This window comes from Streptomyces sp. P17 (genome assembly GCF_032436805.1).
Classification (GTDB): Bacteria; Actinomycetota; Actinomycetes; order Streptomycetales; family Streptomycetaceae; genus Streptomyces.
The window spans coordinates 12,650-30,299 of sequence record NZ_JAVRBF010000058.1 but is presented as its reverse complement, the minus strand read 5'-3'; the positions used below and the strand labels follow the sequence as shown (position 1 = coordinate 30,299).

Below are 17,650 nucleotides of genomic sequence, written 5' to 3'. Positions count from 1 at the left end.
AAAGCCGATCAAGGAAACCGCCCGGCCGGTCCCGCATTCGCAGTGGACCGCCGGGCGGTTTCGGCGCATTGACGCCCTGTCACATTCCTTCACCCAGGCGAAGCGTTTCATCTCCGGCGGGAGGCGCCTGTGGATCTCCGGTGTCAATTCCGTGAAGGCGTTAGAGTGAATTAACCGGCGACTCGCGTTCCGTAGTTTCTTCATCTGTCTATCCCTCGTTCTACAGCCTGCCGGTCATGGTGCGAGCCGTTCCAGCTGTGCTCGCTCGGCTTCGGCCTACAAAGAGTCATGACCGCAGAGAAGGGATAGTTCATGAAGAAGACCGTTGCTGTTGTCGCAGGCGCGATTCTGGCCATGGGCATGGCCACCCCGGCGTTCGCCGACGCGGGTGCGAACGGGGCGGCTGTCGGCTCCCCGGGTGTCCTCTCGGGCAATGTGGTCCAGGTTCCCATCCACATTCCGGTCAACGTCTGCGGCAACACCGTGAACGTCATCGCCCTGCTGAACCCGGCGTTCGGCAACACCTGCGTCAACGACTGACGACGTAACGCACCAGCCGCTCGGCTTGTGCCACGGCCGGCCTTGGACGCCTTCTCCCCGTTCCGAGGCCGGCTTTTCTTACTTCTTCAAGCAGGAAGACAACGAGATTGCGACAGACCCTGAGTAGGGGAATGGTCGCGGCCGCCGCCGCGACAGGCATTCTGTCCCTGTGCGGCACCTCCGCCCTCGCCGACACGAGCGCGAACGTGGCCGCCGCGGATTCGCCCGGCATGCTGGCCGGCAACGATGTGTCGGCGCCGGTCGAGGTTCCGGTCAACGCCTGCGGCAACACCGCCGACGTGGTCTCCGCGCTCAACCCCTCCTTCGGCAACGACTGCGCCACGGGGGACGACGACGCGGTGAAGGGTGGTTCGTTCGGGGCGCCGTACGACGGTTCCGGGTACGGCGACGGCGGCGACGACGACGGCGACGACGACGGTTCCGGTGCCTCGGCGCACTCGATGACCGAGGGGTCGCCCGGTGCCGGGGCCGGCAACGGGGTGTCGGCTCCGGCCGATGTGCCGGTGCAGTTGTGCGGGAACACCGCCGATGTGATCAGTGGCCTGAACCCGGTGTTCGGCAACGACTGCGGTCACGAGGACTCGCCACCGGAGGACGACGGGTACGGGGACACGCCTCCGACCAAGCCGCCCACGACACCCCCGGGAGGGGGCCACACGCCTCCGCCGAACGGTGGGGGCGGCAGCACGCCGCCGCCCAACGGCGGTGGCAGCAGTACGCCTCCGCCGAACGGTGGGGGCGGCAGTACGCCTCCGCCGAACGGTGGGGGCGGCAGTACGCCTCCGCCGAACGGTGGGGGCAGCAGCACGCCTCCGCCCAACGGTGGGGGCAGCAGCACGCCTCCGCCCAACGGCGGTGGCCACACCCCTCCGCCCAACGGGGGTCACACCGGCCCGCCGCCCAGCCTGCCCGACACCGGTAGCGGTGAGGCCATGCTGGCCGCGTCCGGTGCCAGTGCCGCGCTGATCGCGGGCGGGGCCGTCCTGTACCGACGAGGCCGAGCCGCGTCCCGTCGGTGAGACGAGCGACGGGTGCCGGACGTCCACAGCGTCCGGCACCCGCGCCCACCACCAGCGGGTCGCCCCTCAGCGACTGCTCGCCTTCTCGTCGTCGGTCACCAGCGCATTCGCCTGACGGACCACCCGCGCCTCCGCCGGAGCGCCGGAGCGCTTGCACAGACGGCGCAGACGGTCCACGACGCGATGCGCCACATGCCTGGTCCACAGGACCCACATCGCCCAGCCGGGGAAGCGGTCGTCCGTGGCGTGCCACGCCGACTCCCGACCGCTTCGCGCGGGGCGCAGTGCCGTCAGCGGCGCGTAGTTCTCCACCACGAAGAGCCGGCCCGGGCGCTCCGCCCCCTCCGGCAGCGGGCGGTGGGTCAGGTCCAGGTGGAGAGCTCGTACGACGTCCAGGCCCGCGCTGTCCGTGAAGAGGCGGAACTGGGCGCCCGGGCGCGGGTTGAAGTCGAGCAGGTGGTACTGACCCGTGGTCGCACAGCGGCGGAAGTCGAGGTCGAGGATCCCTCGGTAGCCCAGCCGCGACACCAACTGTTCGGCCAGCGCCCGCACCTGTGGGTTGGTGGTCCAGCGGCCCACCGCCGTCAGGCCCGCGCCCCGGGGCCAGGACAGTTGCTTCACCCCGGCCCCGCCCGCCCGCAGGACGCCCGCACGGTCGACGTATCCGTGGAAGAACCAGTCCAGGTCGGGGCCCGGAGGCAGGAACGCCTGGAGGAGCAGCCGGCTGCCCGCCTCCGCCGTGCGCGCGTACAACTCCCTTGCCTGCTGGGCCGAGCGGATCACCACCGTGCTGCGCAGCCCACTGCCGGGCGGCAGCAGCCAGGGGCGGCTCCACTTCGCGATCACCGGCAGGCCCAGCCGCCAGGCCTGCGCGGCGGCCTCTGACGCGTCGGCCGGGACGACCGTCCGGGGGTGCGGTACGCCCGCCGCCGCGCACAGGGCGGCCAGCTCGGCCTTGTCGGCCACCCGCTCGGCCAGCGAACCGGGCTGCTGCGGCAGGAGATAGGCGGGGGAGAGCTCCGCGCCGAGCCGGCCCACCGCCACCGCGCCCGCGTCGTCCAAGGGGATCAACACCGCAGGCCGCGCGATCCCCGCGGCCACCCTGCGCAGCGCCACCGCGATGTCGGCCGGGGCGGCGCCGGGCGGCGGCGGTGGGTGCAGCCGGGTCACAAAACGCGACGCGCGTACGGGGGACGCCGTGCAGTCGGCGACCAAGTGCACGTCCACGCCCGCGCGGCCGAGTGAGCGCACGGCGCCCAGCGTTCCGTGGTGAAAGGGATTCCGGTCGATCCGCAGCAATACCGCGGGCACCCGGGTGTCGAACAGCGACACGGACTCAATTCCTTCTGTCGGGCGAGCGGGGCACTCGAAAGCCGTAACGACGGTGGCGTAATTCCTGTTCATATGACTGAGTGTCAGTCATGGGCAGTCCCGCGAGTGTGGAGAAAGGAGCAGGCATGACCCCTCAGCAGCGACCGGCCCGGTCCCGCCTGCGGCTGGCGTGTGTCGCGGTGATCGTCGCCGCGTCCGCCGCCCTGGCATCCGGTCCTGGATTCGCCGCGGGTGCGGGGGTGGTGCGGGTCGCCGACCCTCCGTCTCCGACACCCACGGCAAGCGCGGCGCAGACCCCGGCGGCGGCACCCCAGGCGCCCACCGCGGTCATCGGGCCCGTGGCCGCCGAGCCGAAGAAGGACGTCCCCGCCTTCGGCGCCTACCTCGACTACGGCGCCCGGGGCGTCGACCGGATCGCCGAGCTCAGCCGCTGGCTGGGCGGCGCCGACCTGCGCGTCGGGCACACCTATCTGCCGGGTGACCGGTGGAGCAACATCGAGGGCACCCCCGGCTTCCTCGGCGCGTGGGCCGACTGGCGGCGCGAGCGGGACGACCGGATGTTCGTCCTCAACGTCCCCATGCTGGAGCGCAACGAGGACCGTGTCTCCGACGCCGAGGTCCGGCTGCTGCTGCGCCAGGGCGCGGCCGGCGCCTTCGACCATCACTTCCGCGCCCTCGCCGAACGGCTGGTGGAACTGAAGGTGCCGGACACGGTGATCGCGCTCGGCTGGGAGATGAACGGCGCCACGTACACCCATCGCTGCGGCCCCGACCCGGAGGCCTGGAAGAAGTACTGGAACAGGATCGTCACCACCATGCGTTCGGTGCCGGGTCAGAAATTCCGGTTCGACTTCACCCCGAACCGGGGGCGGGACGCCGTGCCCTGGACGGAGTGTTATCCGGGGGACGACACGGTCGACATCATCGGAATGGACACGTACGACCAACCGCGCGGAATGTCGTTCGACGAACAGGTGAAAGAGCCCTACGGACTTCAGGAACACGTGAACTTCGCCAAATCCCACGGCAAGCCCATTTCCTATCCCGAGTGGGGACTCTTCCGCAACGGCGACAACGCCGAGTACATGCGGCGGATGCTGGCCTGGATGGACGAGTACAAGCCGGTGTACAACACGGTGACCGACTACTGCCCGCACGGTGTGTGGCAGTGCGCGGACAACCCCGAGTCCTCCGCGGTCTACCGCTCGGTGCTGTCCGGCCGTACCGACCAGCCGAAGCCCACCCCGACCCCGGTGGAGCCCACCACGCCGCCGAACTGTTCGCCGCTGGATCTGGGCGACTGGGTGGAGTACTGGCTCGGCGGGAAGCTGTGCCTGCGCTTCGACTGGTTCTCGCGCAACCGGTGAGCCCCTGGTGGCGGCGGGCCCCTCAGTGCCTGCCGCCACCGTCGCGCTCCTTCCACCGGCGCACCAGGTCCTTGCCCCGCCGCCGGGCGGCGACCGAGCACAGCGCCGCCGCCAGCAGCGGGGCGGTGCGCCGCCGGGCCAGCAACAGCCGCCGGTTCTCGACCGGTTCGGGCCGCCAGTGGTGCTTGTACGGCTCGTTGCCGCGCAGCAGGCTCAGCGTGCCCCGCGCGTACTCGGTGGACGCGTCGAGCAGCATCACCGCCACGTCCGCCTTCCGTTCCCTGAGGCACGGATGGGCGCCGTACAGATAGCCGCCCGCCAGGTGCCGGGACAGCAGCGTCAGATCGACGGCGACCACGTCGTCGTCCAGCCGGAACTCGGTGACGACCGCGTCTCCGGACGCCACCATCGGACCGACCGAGCGCACCAGATGGTCGCGGAAGCGGGGGCGCAGGTGCTCGGAGGTCACCTTCCGGCCCTGCCACTGGAGTTGATGCAGCTCCAGCAGCCGCCGCAGCGCCTTGTCGACCTCGTCCGGCTCTACGACATGCCGCTGGATCCCGAGCGCGTTCAGTTTGCGCAGCTTGGCCCGCGCCCGTTGCTGGGTCTTCGCCAACGGAAGCCGGGTGATCAGCTCGGGCATCGGCAACGCGGGCAGCTCCAGGCACAGGGAGTCGGCCACCCGGCCGCGCGGGCCCGGCCAGTGGTCGTAGATCCGTTCGGCCGCGCCGCCCGGGCGGACCTCGCGCAGGTCGATCAGGGCGGTGCGGGCGGCCGCCACGAGACCCTCGGTGAGCGCGGCGACCGCCCGCTCGCCACGCTCGTCGTCCAGCAGGACGTCGCCGTAGTCGGAGATCGCCCCGCCGAGCGGGACCAGCGCGGGCAGCGGGCGGTGCACCCGCATCAGCGGGGCGGCGGCGACGAGTTCGCCCCGGTCGCGGACCAGCACCAGACGGAGCCGGCCGGGATCGCCGTACGACAGCCACCAGGAGTGCAGCCAGGGGTGGCTCTGGAAGGGGGTCGCGGTCGCACAACTGCCGTAGAGCCGCGACCAGTCGGGGGACAGGGCGGCGAAGGCGCGCTCGTCGGTGACGAGTTCCGTCGTGTACGTCACAGTTGCCCGTGGACGTCGGCGGCGGGAGCCGGTCCCGGCACGGCCGGGCGTCTCGGCTCCTCGGCGCCCCGTCGGGGCCGGACCAGCAGCGCCAGTCCGCCGAGCAGACCGCCCGCGCTCGCGCCGACCAGGCCGGTCAGCGCGGAGGACGCGGAGGAGGGGGCGGTGGGCTTGGTGGCGCGGGCGAACTGCCGGAGCTCGACGTTGGTGGCCTTCTCGGCGTCCTGTGCGTGCCGGGTCAGGGCGCGGGAGACGGCGTTGGCCATGTCGGCGGCGAGGTCGGCGCGTGGGGAGGTGGCGGTGACGGCGACCATCGGGGCGTCCGGGGAGGTCGCGGTCCGCACGCTCTCCTTCAGCGTCGACACCGGGACGCCCGCCCACACCTGGGCGTCCCCGAGCACCGCGAGCTGGGTGGCGACCCGGCCGTAGGCCTGGGCGAAGCCGAGCGCGGAGGCGGGGTCGGACTTCTCGTTCGGGACGGCGACGACATAGCTGGTGGCCGTGTAGGTCGGTGGCTTGACCAGGCCGTACGCGCCGCCGAGCAGCCCCCCTGCGAGGGCGCCGGCCGCGATCAGGGACCAGGGCGGCAGGGATTTGGCGCGGGCCAGGGGGGATGTGGGGCGGCGGGGGCCGGTGAGGTGCTCGGTCATGAGGAGCTGCCTTCCTGGGGTGACGGGGACGAAGGGGAGGCGATGGCCGCGTACACGTCCACCAGACGGGTGGCGCTGCGGGTGATGCCGTAGTGCAGGGCGGCCTCGGGAACGGTGCGTGGGCGGGGGCCCTCGGCTCGGGTCACGGCGATGGCGTGCGCGAACTCCTCGGGGCCGCCCCGGACTCGGCGGGCCCTTGGCGCGGTGCGGGCGGGGAGGTCCTCGATCGCCGGGCAGGAGCTGTAGAGGACGGGCAGTCCGCTCGCCAGCGCCTCCACGGCGGCCAGTCCGAAGGCCTCCTCCGGGGACGGGGAGGCGAGGACGTCCATCGCCGCGGTGAGCGAGGGCAGGTCGGGGCCCGGGGAGCCGTCGGGGACGTAGGGGCGTTCGCCGGTGAACAGGACCCGGTCGGCGACTTTGGCCTCGTGCGCGGTGCGACGCAGGACGCTCTCCTCGGGGCCGCCGCCGACCAGCAGCAGCCAGTGGTCGTCGGGAAGCTGGGCGAGGGCGTGGACGAGGGTGCCGAAGTGCTTGCCCGCGGTGAGGCGGCCGATGCCGCCGACGACATAGGCGTCCTCGGGCAGGCCGAGGCGGCGGCGGGTGCGCAGGCGCTGGACCGGGTCGAAGCGGAAGCGGTCCAGGTCGATGCCGTTGGGGACGACCTCGATCCGGGGCGCGGGCACGCCCCAGCGCTTGAGGCGGTCGGCGACGGTCGGGGAGACGGCGACGGTCATCCGGCCGAGCCGCTCGCCCGCCAGGTACAGGGCGCGCACTCCCGCGCTGAGCCGACGGCCCTCCATCTGCGAGTCGCCGAGGGAGTGTTCGGTGGCGACGACCGCCCTGACTCCGGCCATCCGGGCGGCGAGACGGCCGTAGAGGCAGGCGCGGTAGAGGTGGGTGTGGACCAGGTCGTAGCCGCCGGTGCGGATCAGGCTGGTCAGGCGAGGGAGGGCGGCGAGGTCGCGGTTGCCGGCCATGCCGAGGTGGACGACGCGCACTCCGTCGGCCACCAGGCCGTCGGCGACCGTGCCCGGGTTGGTGAGCGTGACGACCTCGCAGTCGACGGGCAAGTGCCGAAGCAGCAGCCGCAGTTGCTGCTCGGCGCCGCCCACGCCGAGGCCGGTGATGATGTGCAGGGCCTTCATCGCAGGCCCGCCACGGGGCGTCGGCGCAGCCAGTGGAGACGGTGTTTGAGATAGAGGCGTACGGCGGTGTCGTTCTGGCCGACGTGGACGCGGGGGAGTGCGTGCGGGGAGGTGAGCGGGCCGGGGTCGATGGCGCAGGCGTAGGTGTAGCCGGCGGCGCGGACGGCGTCGATGACGCGTCGGTCGACGGTGCCGAACGGGTAGCAGAATCCGTCGACCGGAGCACCGATCAACTCCGAGAGCACTGCTCTGCTTTCGGCGGTCTCGGCGTTCAGCACCTCGTCGTCGGCCTTCGTCAGGTCCACATGGGTCAGCCCGTGCGAGCCGATCTCCACTCCTGCTTCGGCCGCATATCGGATGCCCTCGGCGGTCAGCAGCGGTCTGCGCGGGCCGAACGGATCCCAGGCGTTGTCGCCGCCGAGCCTGCCGGGCAGGACGAAGAGGGTGGCGCCGCAGTCGTGGCGGCGCAGCACGGGCAGAGCGTGGTCGACGAAGTCGGCGTACCCGTCGTCGAAGGTGAGCCCGACCAGCGCCCTCCCCTCGCCTCGGGCGCGGGCGGCGAGCAGCTCGGTCATCGACACGCCCTTCAGACCCCGGCGGCGCAGCCGGCCGAGCTGTTCGTCGAGGCGCTCGGGCGTGACGGTGATCCGGTAGGGGTCGTCCGAGCAGTCGCCCACGGAGTGGTACATCGCCACCCACGGGACCGGTCCTTGGCGGGGCCCGAGGCGCGGGCCGGTGTCAACGGAAACGGACATCCTTGAGCCTTCGTGTGACGGTACGGACGGGGGTGAGGCCTTCGGCGTCGAGGAACCGGCCGAGCAGGAGGAACACGACGGTCACGGTCGCGGCGCCGGCGGTGAGACCGGGCAGGGCCGTGGTGAACCGGCTCGCGACGAGCGCGCCCGCGACCGTCGCGAGCACCGCCGCCCGCACCGGCTTGCTCAGTTCGTGCAGCACCCGCCGGGTGCCGACCGGGACGGCCCGCCCGCGCATCCCCGCGAGCAGCAGCAGCGCGGTGACGGTGATGCCGGCGGCGTTGGCGGCGGCGATCCCGGCCACGCCCCAGGGCCGTACGGTCAAGGCGCCCAGCCAGGACGTGACGACGATGCCCACGGCCATCATCGCGAGCGGGTACCAGGTGGGGCGGCCCGCCGAGAAGTAGGAGCGGATCAGGGCGCCGACCAGGGTCTGGCCGAGCAGTCCGAGGGCGTACACCCGCATGACGCCTGCCGTGGCCGCCGTGTCCTTGGCGGTGAACGCGCCGCGCTGGAAGAGGAGTTCGATGATCTGCGGGGCGCAGGCGATGACCGTGGAGGCGCCGAGCAGCACCACGCAGGCGGCCAGCGCCAGATCCCGCTCCACGCGGCTGCGCGCCCGCTCCATGTCGCCCTCGGCCACCGCCCGCGCCACCACCGGGAAGGTGACCGTGCACAGCATCAGCGAGAGCGTCATCGGGATCTGGGCCACCTTCTGCGCGTAGTTCAGATGCGAGATGGACCCGGCGGGCAGCGTGGAGGCGAGGAAGCGCTCGATGAGCACCTGGGACTGACGGCACAGCGCGAACAGCAGCACGGACGCGACCAGCGCGAGCGACACGGCCTGTCCCCCGCCGGGCCCCGCCTCCTCGGTCACGGCCGCCTTCCGCCACAACTGCCTCAACACAAAAGGAAGTTGGAGTACGACCATCAAGGCGCCGCCCACCGCCACCCCGACCGCCGCCGAGCGCACCCCCCAGCGGCCGCCGAGGACGAACATGGCGGTGATGATGCCGGTGTTGTACGCCACGTAGATCGCGGCCGGCGCCAGGAAGCGCCGGTGCGCCCGCAGGGCCGCGCTGCAGTACCCCGCGAGCCCGAAGCTCAGGACGCAGGTCGCGGTCAGGCGGGTGCAGTCGACGGCGAGGGAACGGTCGGGCAGGCCGGGGGCCAGGGCTTCGACCAGGTAGGGGGCGGTCGCGACGACCAGTGCGGCGGCGCCGACCAGGGTGAGCGTCAGCTTCGGCAGGGTGGTGGCGACCAGGGCGCGGACCGGGTCGCCGGGGGCGCCCCGGGCGCGGCGGGCCAGCGCCAGGCTGAACGCCGGGACCAGGGCGAAGGCCAGTCCGTCCTCGATCAGCAGGGTCGAGGCGAACTCCGGCACGGTCCACGCGACAAGGAAGGCGTCCGTCTCGCTGCCCGCCCCGAACAGCCGGGCCAGCGCCTGGTCGCGGGCCAGACCCAGCAGGGCACCGGCGATGGACAGCACGGCGGTGATCAGGGTGGCGCGGGCGAGGAACTTCCGGGAGACGGGGGCGAGTCCGATGCCGTCCTGGACCGGCCCGGCGTCACCGGAGCGCGCCGGGGGCAGCGTCACCGAGCCGTCGGCGCCGGTCCGAGGAGGCGTCACCGTCATCGGTCCCCCGGAGCTGTACTGCCGACTCCCCACCACGCCACCAGGCCCAGGCAGACGGCCGTGAGCACGGTCGAGGGCCCGCCGATGTCGGCGTACGCGAAGTCGGTGAGCTGCCACACCAGCAGCCCGCAGGCGACGATCCCGCAGTCGGCGCCGGGCATGCGCCTGAGCCTGCGCAGCGCGCACACCAGCAGTGCCAGCCAGCCGCCCGCCAGCGCCAGCAGCCCGATCAGGCCCTGCTCGGCGAGGACGAGGAGATACATGTTGTGCGGGGACAGCAGCGGCTGCTTGCGGAACGCGGTGCCCGCGCCCTCGGTGTCGCTCCCGGCGGACAGGGCCAGCGAGGCGTGCGTGTCCCGGTGCTCGGGGAAGCCCTTCAACCCGACGCCGGTCAGCGGCTGGTCGCGCCACATGCCGGCGGCGGCCGCCCACATCGTGTACCGGTCGGTGACGGACTGGTCGGGGGCGTCGGTGACCTGGGTGATGCTGCTGATGCGCTCCTGCAGCATCGCCGTACCGACGCCGAACCCGCCGACCAGGACCACGGCCGCCGCGGCCACCGCCGCCCCCACCTTCAGCGCCCGCCGGGGCCCGGCGAGCGCCAGTTGCACCGTGCAGGTCACCGCGGTCGCGATCCAGGCGCCCCGGCTGAAGGACAGCGCGAGCGGCAGGAGAAGCGCGAGAGCGCAGACGGTGGCGATCGCCCGCTGCCGTACCGGAGTGCGGCCGAGCGCCAGCCCCACCGCGCAGACCAGACCGAGGGAGACGACGGTCGCCATCCCCATCACGTCCTGTGCACCGAAGGTGCCGACGGCCCGGATCTGCTCGCCCCGGTAGGAGGCGCCGGTGCCGGTGACGTACTGGTGGACGCCGATAACCCCCTGCCATCCCGCGAGGGCGACGAACGACCAGGCCAGCAGCCGGAAGTCGGACCGGTCCCGCAGCAGCAGCAGGACGGCCGCCGGGACCAGCACGAAGACCTGGAGGTAGCGGCCCATGCCGGTCAGCCCGGCGCCCGGCGAGACCGCGCCCATCGCGGCGACCGCGAGCCCCAGCACGGGCAGGCCCAGCACCACGGCGGCCGTGCGCGACAGGGGGCGGCTGCGGTCCCGTACGAGACGGACCGCGCAGTACAGCACCACCAGCGCCGAGAGCGCGTCGGCCGGACCCGCGCCGCCCTCGCCGCCCGGCCCGATGGGCAGGGCGAGCAGGGCGACGACGGCCACCAGGGGGAGCGCGGGGGAGAGGGGGCGGGCCCGGGGCGGGGTGAGGGCGAGGCTGGTCACCGGTCAGCTTCCCGTCGGGCGGACGAGGGCGGCGGCCGTGCGCAGCAGGATGCAGATGTCCTGCCACAGCGACCAGTTGTCGATGTAGGCGTTGTCGAACCGCGCCCGGTCCTCGATGGAGGTGTCGCCGCGCAGCCCCTGGATCTGGGCGAGCCCGGTGATGCCGGTCTGCATGCGGTGGCGGGCCGCGTAGCCGGGGTAGGTCTGGCTGAACTTCGCGACGAAGTACGGGCGTTCCGGTCTCGGGCCGACGAGGCTCATGTCGCCCCACAGCACGTTCCACAGCTGGAGCAGCTCGTCCAGCGAGGAGCGGCGCAGAAAGCGGCAGAACCACGACATGCGCACCTCGTCGGCCACGCTCCAGCGGGTCGCGGCCTCGTGCTCGTCGACCGGGCGGTGGGTGCGGAACTTCAGCAGCGTGAAGGGGCGCCCGTCCTTGCCGATGCGCTCCTGCCGGAAGACCACCCCGGGCCCGTCGGTCAGCCGCAGCACCACCGCGCAGACCAGCAGCAGCGGGCTGACCAGCAGCAACAGCGTCCCGGACACCGTCACGTCCAGCACCCGCTTGCCCGCGCTGCCGCGCCGCCGCATCGTGCCCATGTCGAGGCGCCGGCAGGCGAACCCGGCGAGCTGGCCCCGGGTGGCGTACGTCGGGGAGTCCGCGTCGACCTCCCACACCGCGCACCCCGACTCGGCGAGCGCCCGTAGCAGCGGGGCCCGTTCGGACCGTACGGAGGGGTGCACGGCCAGGACGTCACGGACGCCGTTCTGGATCAGCGCCCGCTCGACCTCCTCGCCCGTGGTCAGCACGGGCAGGCCCTCGGTGCCGTCCGGGTCCTCGGCGACGATGCCCACCGGCCGCACCCCGCACCGCGGATGGCGCAGCACCCCGGCGGCCACGCGCTGCGCGGCCGCCGCCGGGCCGATGACGAGCGCGGCGCGCGGACGGGCGAGCAGTACGGTGGCCCGCCGCCGGTGCACAAGGCCGCGGCACGCGCAGCTCGCCGCAGACTGGATCAGGAAGCCGAGCGCGAGGGTGTGCGGGGAGAGCGCCTGGCCGGGGGCGTACGCGGCGAGCGCGGTCGCGAGCGCCAGCCAGGCCACCGCGATCCGGCCGCAGACGGCGGGCAGTTCGTCCAGGACACCGGTCGCGGTCCTGGACGGATGCGGGCGCAGCAGCAGCGAGGCGGCCACCAGCAGCGCGACCAGCAGCGGGCGGCGCTGGGTGCCGGTGAGCGCCAGGGCGGCCAGCAGGGCGGCGGCGGTGTCGGCGGCCAGCAGCGGTACGGGGGAGGCGGGGCGTCGGCGGGGTCTGCGGGCCGGGAAGCGGAAGCCGGCGGCCGAGCCGCGCGGCGGCATGAGGGAGACGGGCGAGAGTCCGGGATCCCGTGGCTGCCCGCCGGGCGGGGGGACGGTGCTGTCGGCGGTCACGAGTGGATGGACTCCCTGTACTCGGTGGGCACCTGGTGCGCCAGCAGGTCGCCGTAGACCTTCGCGACCGCCTCGGCGGTGTGCCGCACGTCGTGCGTGGACAGGACGTGCCGGCGCCCCTGGTGGCCGAGGGACTCGCGCAGCAGCGGATCGCGCAGCAGCTCGGTGACGGCCCGGGCAAGACGTGCCGGATCGCGCGGCGGCACCAGACAGTGCGGCGCGAGCGAGGGCGGCAGGCTCTCCCGGGCGCCGTCCACGTCGGTCACCACCACCGGGCGCCCGCACGCCATCGCCTCCAGCGGGGCGAGCGCCATGCCCTCCCAGCGCGAGGGCAGCACGACCAGATCGGCGGCCTGGTACCAGGGGGCGGCATGGGCCACGGGCCCCGCGAACAGCACCGACTTCGGCGCCCGCGCCCGCAGCGAGCCGGCGTCCGGTCCGTCACCGACCAGCACCAGACGGGCCCCGGGCACCCGCTCCGCCACCGAGGCCCACGCCCGCAGCAGCACGTCCTGGCCCTTCTGCCGGCACAGCCGCCCCACGCACACCACCAGTGGCGCCCCGGGATCGACGTCCGGCAGCAGCCCTGTGCGTACGGTGCCGACGGCGGCGGGGTGGAAGCGCTCGGGGTCGATGCCGTTGGGGATCACCGTGAACCGGCCGCGGATCCCGGCGCGCACTCCGGTCACCCGCTCGGCCTCGCTCACACACACCACGCGTGAGGCCCAACGCGCGCCCTGCCGCTCCCAGTTGAGCGCGAACGCCGCCATGGCGCCGCCGACCGCCTCGAAGGACCAGGCGTGCGGCTGGAACACCGTCGGGATCCGCCCCCGCACCGCGAGCCGCCCGGCCAGACCGGCCTTCGCGCTGTGCGCGTGCACCAGATCGGGCCGTACGTCCTCGATCACCCGCGCAAGACGCCGTACCTCTCGAACGAGTGTCGGGCCCGGCGCGCGGCGCGCGGACCAGGCGCGTACGTCGGCGCCGAGCCCCGTCAGTTCCGCGGTCAGGGGGCTGTCCGGGCAGGCGACCGTGACGTGCAGTCCGGCCGCGAGCTGGGCGCGTACCAGGTCCGTGACGACGCGGGCGACCCCGCCGTCCACGGGCTGGGTCAGATGCAGGACCCGAGGCGGAGGGTCGGTGGCTGACAGGTGCATTGCGCGGTTTCCTCGCTCACGGGTGTCGCTCGGGACGGGCGGGATCGCGCCTCGGCTCTGGGCGTCGACGGCGACGAAGAACACGCCTGCCCACACTGCGTCCCGCTGGGAAACGAGCCGGAAGGCCAGCTGGTCACCACCGGCTCGCAGGGCCTTGTCCGGTTCGAACACGTCGGAGTCGTGGCCGAGGGTGTTCGCGTACGCGGGCGTACGCTCCCCCGGCGCAACAGCGGGCCCGGACAATGGCGCATCACCGGCGATGCCCTTTCGGAAAGGCTGCGATGGGAAGGTGCGATGTGCTGGCAATAGGGGCGCGTCGGAAGGTCCGCAACTCTAGTCGCTATCCGTATTAATCCGGCGAAACCCGGCAAGTGTGTCGGAATGGTGAATCCGGGCCTGTCGCGAGATCACTCCATTGGCGGCACAACCCCGGTGCGCATCGCGCGTTGACACAGCGCCGGGGCATCCCCGCCCGGGTGTTTGTGTCAACCCCAAGGAGCACCTCTCCATGTCGCGTATCGCGAAGGGCCTGGTCCTTACGTCTGTTGCCGCTGCGGCCGTTGCGGGCGGCGCCGGCATCGCTGCCGCCGACAGTGGCGCGAACGGCGCCGCCGCCCACTCCCCGGGCGTGCTGTCGGGCAACGTCGTCCAGGTTCCGGTCCACATCCCGGTCAACGTCTGCGGCAACACGGTCAACGTGATCGGTCTGCTGAACCCGGCGTTCGGCAACACCTGCGTCAACGACTGACGTCACCGCGAGACCCTCTGACCGGCCGCCCTTCCGTGGATTCGCCACGGCGGGGCGGCCGGTTCGCGTTGCCCCGAATGGGGCATGCTCGCGGCGATCCGGGCAGGGCGCCTTGACACGCCCCTCACCAGGCACGACGCCGGCGATACGATGTACGGGTGGTGACAGCGGGCGTTCGAACGGTTGCAGAGCGCGGTGAGCGCTTTCACGGTGGGCACAAGATCCGACGCACCACCGAAAGGAACACCCATGCGTGCTCTGCCCGCACGGCGTATTGCGTCCTCCGCGCTCTGCGCCACCCTTCTGCTCGGGATCGCCGGGCCAGCCGCGATGGCCGCTGACGACTCCGCCCGTGAGCGCACTCATGCGGCGTCCTCCGCGCCCGTCCCCGGCGCGGACGGGCTTCTCGAACAGACCAAGGCCCTGGGCGACCTCGGTGGTGTGCTCACCCCGGTCACCGACCTGCTGAACGCCGTGCTCAAGGCCGACAACGGCCAGCTGCCCGCCGCGGACGCGGAGAAGCTCGGCCAGGCCGTGAAGGACGCCATCGCCAAGGTCTCGGCCGCCGCCCCGGCCGCCCCGTCGGCGAACCTCCCGGCGACCTCGACCTCGACCTCGACCTCGACCTCGACCACGCCCACGACGCCGGCCGCCCCCACCGCGCCCGCTGCCCCCACGCTGCCCGCCGCGCCGGCCCTGCCGGCCCTCACCAAGAGCGACGACTCCAAGGCGCCGTCCGCGCAGCTCCCCGCCGACCTCGTCGCCGACGCCCTCGCCGCCCTCCAGAAGGCGGTCAACACCCTGCTCACGGCCATCACCTCCGGGGACGTCGGCCAGGTGGTCCCGGCCGTAACCGGTGCGCTGACCGGCCTGGTCAACGCGCTCGCCGCCACCCTGCTCGGCGGCGGCCTGCCCGCCCCGAACCTGGCGGGCCTGCCCGCGCTGCCGTCGCTGCCGACGGGCGGCCTGCTGCCCACGTCGTAGGACACGCGGCCTCAAAGGGCCGTCGTGCCGGTCGATTCGGCCGGTGCGACGGCCTTCTGAATTTCTCCACGTCTTTCTTGGATCTCATATGAGGATGCGGACCCGGGGTTTCCGGTCCGGCACAAGGTCGTTAGGCACGGCGTCAGAATTCCCCGTGGTGACTGTGAGTTGCCGAAGAAAGGAACACGATGAAGTCCCTGAAGGCCGCCGCTGTCGTTGCCGGTTCCCTGGTCGTCGCCGGTGCCGCCGCGCCCGCGTTCGCCCACAACGCCGCAGACCTCACGCCCACCAGCCTCAACGGCGCCGTGAACACGCTCACCAGTGGCCGTCTGACACCCGCCGACGCGATGCCGCTGCAGCAACAGTCGGACGCGCTCGACACCGAGAACAAGGACTCCGTGCTCAACACCGTGAAAGGCGCCACCACCGCGCTGAACCAGGGCGGCGGACTGCTCGGCGGCCTCCCTCTCCAGAGCTGAATTCCGCGATTTCCCGCCGAGAGGGCCGATTCCGTGACGCACGGAATCGGCCCTCGGGGTCTGCCGGTTGGGCACTGTTCGAGGCACGGTAACTCGTTCGTGTGGACAGGACGCGGGGCGTCGCCCGGTCGGGTGAGAAGGACCGCGGGGCCGTTGCGGTGCGTCGATAAGGTCGCGCGGTGACCTCAACCTCAAGCGAAAACCGCGCCTTCCGCGCCGCCGACCTCGGCACGCTCGTCGTGATGGCCTGGAGCGGCGAGGCCCCCGGCGGCGACATGCCCTATCTGCTCGCCTACACCCTCGGCGACGGCGCCGAGGGCCCGGAGGGCTCGATCAAGGCCGTAGAAGCGCTGCTGGAGAGCAACGACCTGCCGATCGGCGGCGACCTCGTCGACGGTGCCGCCCGGCCCAGCCTCCCGGTCAGTCTGCTCGTCGAGGCCGGACATGCCGTCGTCAGCATGCCGGGCTTCAACGCCCAGTGCACCCCGCCCCCGGAGTGGCTGGAGGCCGTCGCCGAACGCGGCTTCGCCTACTTCGTGTTCACCAGCCGTCCCTGGCCCGAGGCCGAGCCGGGCAAGCCGATCGAGCCGGAGGCCCTGGCCGTGTTCGCCGGCGCCGACGAGACCCTGAACGCCGCCGCGCACATCGTGTTGCCGGCCCGCAGCCTGCGCGGCTGATGGCCGCCACCGCGGGGCGGGCCACGCGGACCGTGGGCGCGGGGCGGGGGTTCGTCCTGCTGCTGGTGCTCACCGGCGCCGCCGGGCTGTTGGCCTCCTGGGTCATCACCCTCGACAAGTTCAAGCTGCTGGAGGACCCGGACTTCACCCCGGGCTGCAGTCTGAACCCGGTGCTGTCCTGCGGCAGCGTGATGGAGAGCGACCAGGCCGAGGCCTTCGGGTTCCCCAATCCGATGCTCGGCCTGGTCACTTACGCCATCGTCATCTGCGTCGGCGTCAGCCTGCTGGCCGGCGCCCGATTCCCGCGCTGGTACTGGCTGACCTTCTGGGCGGGCTGTCTGTTCGGCGTCGGGTTCGTGTCGTGGCTGCAGTTCGAGTCGCTGTACCGGATCAACGCCCTGTGCCTGTGGTGCTGTCTGGCATGGATCGCCACGATCATCCTCTTCTGGTACGTCACTTCGCTCGTCGTGCGTTCTCAGCTGGTGGCCGCCCCGGGCTGGCTGGCGTCCTTCTTCGGCGAGTTCACCTGGGTGGTCGCGGTGCTGCACATCGGAATCGTCGGGATGCTGATCCTGACCCGCTGGTGGGACTTCTGGACGAGCTGACAGGACGTAGGTCGTACTACTGCGGCAGTCGGGCGAATTGTGCGCTGGTGGTGATCCCGGAGTCGTTGTGCGGTACGGACCTCGATCCACCGAACCCCTGGAAGGGACCGTAGCTGAGATGAAGTCGACCACCCGAGGAACCCTTGCCGCCGTCGTCACCGGCGTCGCGGCCGCGGTGGCCAGCGCCGCCCCCGCCGCCGCGGTCGGCACGGTCCCCGTCCCGGTGCCGCTGGACGGCGTCGAGAAGTCCCTCAACATCGAACTGCCCAAGCTCGGCGGCGAGATCCCGGTGCCGATGCCGGGCGCGCCCGAGGGCCCGCGGTACGTCGAGGGCCGGCTCATCCCCGAGCGGGTCATCCCGCAGCTGCCGGTGACCGGCGGGCTGCCGGGCGTGGGCCTGCGCGCTCCGCTGCCGCACATCCTCGGCGACGACTTCGACCACGTCGGCGTCAACGCCCCGGCCTCCGACCTGCGCACCCTGGCGCCGGGCCTGACCCTGGACGCCCCGCTCACCCCGCCGAACCCGGAGAACTTCGGTCTGCCCGAGCTCAAGCTGCCGGAGGCGGGCGTGCTGGCCCCGGTCGTGCAGACGGTGACGGGTGCCGATCTGGTGGCGGGGCCCGGCCTGTAGCCGCGACTTCGCAAGGGCCCGGGGCGCGCGCCGCCGACCGGGCCCTTCGGCTTTCCGGGGCACGCGCGGTGAC

Annotated in this window: 18 protein-coding genes; 9 read left to right on the top strand and 9 right to left on the bottom strand. The window is 72.7% G+C overall.

The annotated features are described in order from the left end of the window. The first annotated feature begins 312 nt into the window (after positions 1-312). Both RMT89_RS31140 and RMT89_RS31135 read left to right on the top strand, forming a co-directional pair. Positions 313-540, top strand: coding sequence for a chaplin (locus RMT89_RS31140; protein ID WP_315887069.1), 228 nt, complete (start codon positions 313-315; stop codon positions 538-540). 131 nt (positions 541-671) lie between these two features. Continuing rightward, entirely contained in the window at positions 672-1,580 is a 909-nt protein-coding gene (locus tag RMT89_RS31135) for a chaplin family protein (RefSeq protein ID WP_315887068.1), read from the top strand. Between the two features lie 66 nt (positions 1,581-1,646). On the opposite strand, the gene RMT89_RS31130 is transcribed toward RMT89_RS31135, so the two are convergent. Beyond that, on the bottom strand, positions 1,647-2,912 hold the full coding sequence (locus RMT89_RS31130; protein ID WP_315887067.1) for an ATP-grasp domain-containing protein: 1,266 nt from the start codon (positions 2,910-2,912) through the stop codon (positions 1,647-1,649). A gap of 125 nt (positions 2,913-3,037) precedes the next feature. On the opposite strand from RMT89_RS31130, the gene RMT89_RS31125 reads away from it, so the two are divergent. Further along, on the top strand, positions 3,038-4,279 hold the full coding sequence (locus RMT89_RS31125; RefSeq protein ID WP_315887066.1) for a glycosyl hydrolase: 1,242 nt from the start codon (positions 3,038-3,040) through the stop codon (positions 4,277-4,279). A gap of 22 nt (positions 4,280-4,301) precedes the next feature. On the opposite strand, the gene RMT89_RS31120 is transcribed toward RMT89_RS31125, so the two are convergent. The 8 genes from RMT89_RS31120 to RMT89_RS31085 are packed head-to-tail and all read right to left on the bottom strand — an operon-like array spanning position 4,302 to position 13,453. Further along, a complete protein-coding gene (locus RMT89_RS31120; RefSeq protein ID WP_315887065.1) occupies positions 4,302-5,393 on the bottom strand; it encodes a GNAT family N-acetyltransferase in 1,092 nt (363 codons plus the stop codon). Further along, positions 5,390-6,043, bottom strand: a complete 654-nt coding sequence (locus tag RMT89_RS31115; RefSeq protein WP_315887064.1) for a lipopolysaccharide biosynthesis protein — start codon at positions 6,041-6,043, stop codon at positions 5,390-5,392. The genes RMT89_RS31120 and RMT89_RS31115 overlap by 4 nt, the downstream gene beginning before the upstream one ends. Beyond that, positions 6,040-7,188 carry a glycosyltransferase gene (locus RMT89_RS31110; protein ID WP_315887063.1) on the bottom strand — a complete coding sequence of 383 codons (1,149 nt, stop codon included), beginning with the start codon at positions 7,186-7,188 and terminating at the stop codon, positions 6,040-6,042. Before RMT89_RS31110 ends, RMT89_RS31115 begins: the two co-directional genes overlap by 4 nt. Further along, complete coding sequence (locus RMT89_RS31105; RefSeq protein WP_315887062.1) at positions 7,185-7,943, bottom strand: polysaccharide deacetylase family protein; 759 nt, start codon at positions 7,941-7,943, stop codon at positions 7,185-7,187. The genes RMT89_RS31110 and RMT89_RS31105 overlap by 4 nt, the downstream gene beginning before the upstream one ends. Further along, positions 7,927-9,579: a lipid II flippase MurJ gene (gene murJ, locus RMT89_RS31100; RefSeq protein WP_315887061.1), complete on the bottom strand. Its 1,653-nt coding sequence runs from the start codon at positions 9,577-9,579 to the stop codon at positions 7,927-7,929. Before murJ ends, RMT89_RS31105 begins: the two co-directional genes overlap by 17 nt. Beyond that, complete coding sequence (locus tag RMT89_RS31095; RefSeq protein ID WP_315887060.1) at positions 9,576-10,865, bottom strand: O-antigen ligase family protein; 1,290 nt, start codon at positions 10,863-10,865, stop codon at positions 9,576-9,578. Before RMT89_RS31095 ends, murJ begins: the two co-directional genes overlap by 4 nt. A 3-nt stretch (positions 10,866-10,868) precedes the next feature. Further along, complete coding sequence (locus RMT89_RS31090) at positions 10,869-12,296, bottom strand: exopolysaccharide biosynthesis polyprenyl glycosylphosphotransferase (RefSeq protein WP_315887059.1); 1,428 nt, start codon at positions 12,294-12,296, stop codon at positions 10,869-10,871. Continuing rightward, complete coding sequence (locus RMT89_RS31085) at positions 12,293-13,453, bottom strand: glycosyltransferase (RefSeq protein ID WP_315887093.1); 1,161 nt, start codon at positions 13,451-13,453, stop codon at positions 12,293-12,295. Before RMT89_RS31085 ends, RMT89_RS31090 begins: the two co-directional genes overlap by 4 nt. A 508-nt stretch (positions 13,454-13,961) precedes the next feature. On the opposite strand from RMT89_RS31085, the gene chpG reads away from it, so the two are divergent. The 6 genes from chpG to RMT89_RS31055 all read left to right on the top strand — a co-directional run bounded on the left by chpG (position 13,962) and on the right by RMT89_RS31055 (position 17,577). Further along, the gene (gene chpG / locus RMT89_RS31080; RefSeq protein WP_315887058.1) at positions 13,962-14,201 is read left to right on the top strand and encodes a chaplin ChpG; all 240 of its coding nucleotides are present in this window, start codon (positions 13,962-13,964) and stop codon (positions 14,199-14,201) included. Positions 14,202-14,450: 249 nt separating this feature from the next. Then, positions 14,451-15,185, top strand: coding sequence for a hypothetical protein (locus tag RMT89_RS31075; protein ID WP_315887057.1), 735 nt, complete (start codon positions 14,451-14,453; stop codon positions 15,183-15,185). Between the two features lie 188 nt (positions 15,186-15,373). Next, complete coding sequence (locus RMT89_RS31070) at positions 15,374-15,664, top strand: hypothetical protein (protein WP_315887056.1); 291 nt, start codon at positions 15,374-15,376, stop codon at positions 15,662-15,664. Positions 15,665-15,843: 179 nt separating this feature from the next. After that, entirely contained in the window at positions 15,844-16,341 is a 498-nt protein-coding gene (locus RMT89_RS31065) for a DUF5949 family protein (protein ID WP_315887055.1), read from the top strand. Then, the gene (locus RMT89_RS31060; RefSeq protein ID WP_315887054.1) at positions 16,341-16,946 is read left to right on the top strand and encodes a vitamin K epoxide reductase family protein; all 606 of its coding nucleotides are present in this window, start codon (positions 16,341-16,343) and stop codon (positions 16,944-16,946) included. The genes RMT89_RS31065 and RMT89_RS31060 overlap by 1 nt, the downstream gene beginning before the upstream one ends. A gap of 118 nt (positions 16,947-17,064) precedes the next feature. Continuing rightward, positions 17,065-17,577, top strand: coding sequence for a hypothetical protein (locus RMT89_RS31055; protein ID WP_315887053.1), 513 nt, complete (start codon positions 17,065-17,067; stop codon positions 17,575-17,577). Positions 17,578-17,650: the final 73 nt, after the last annotated feature.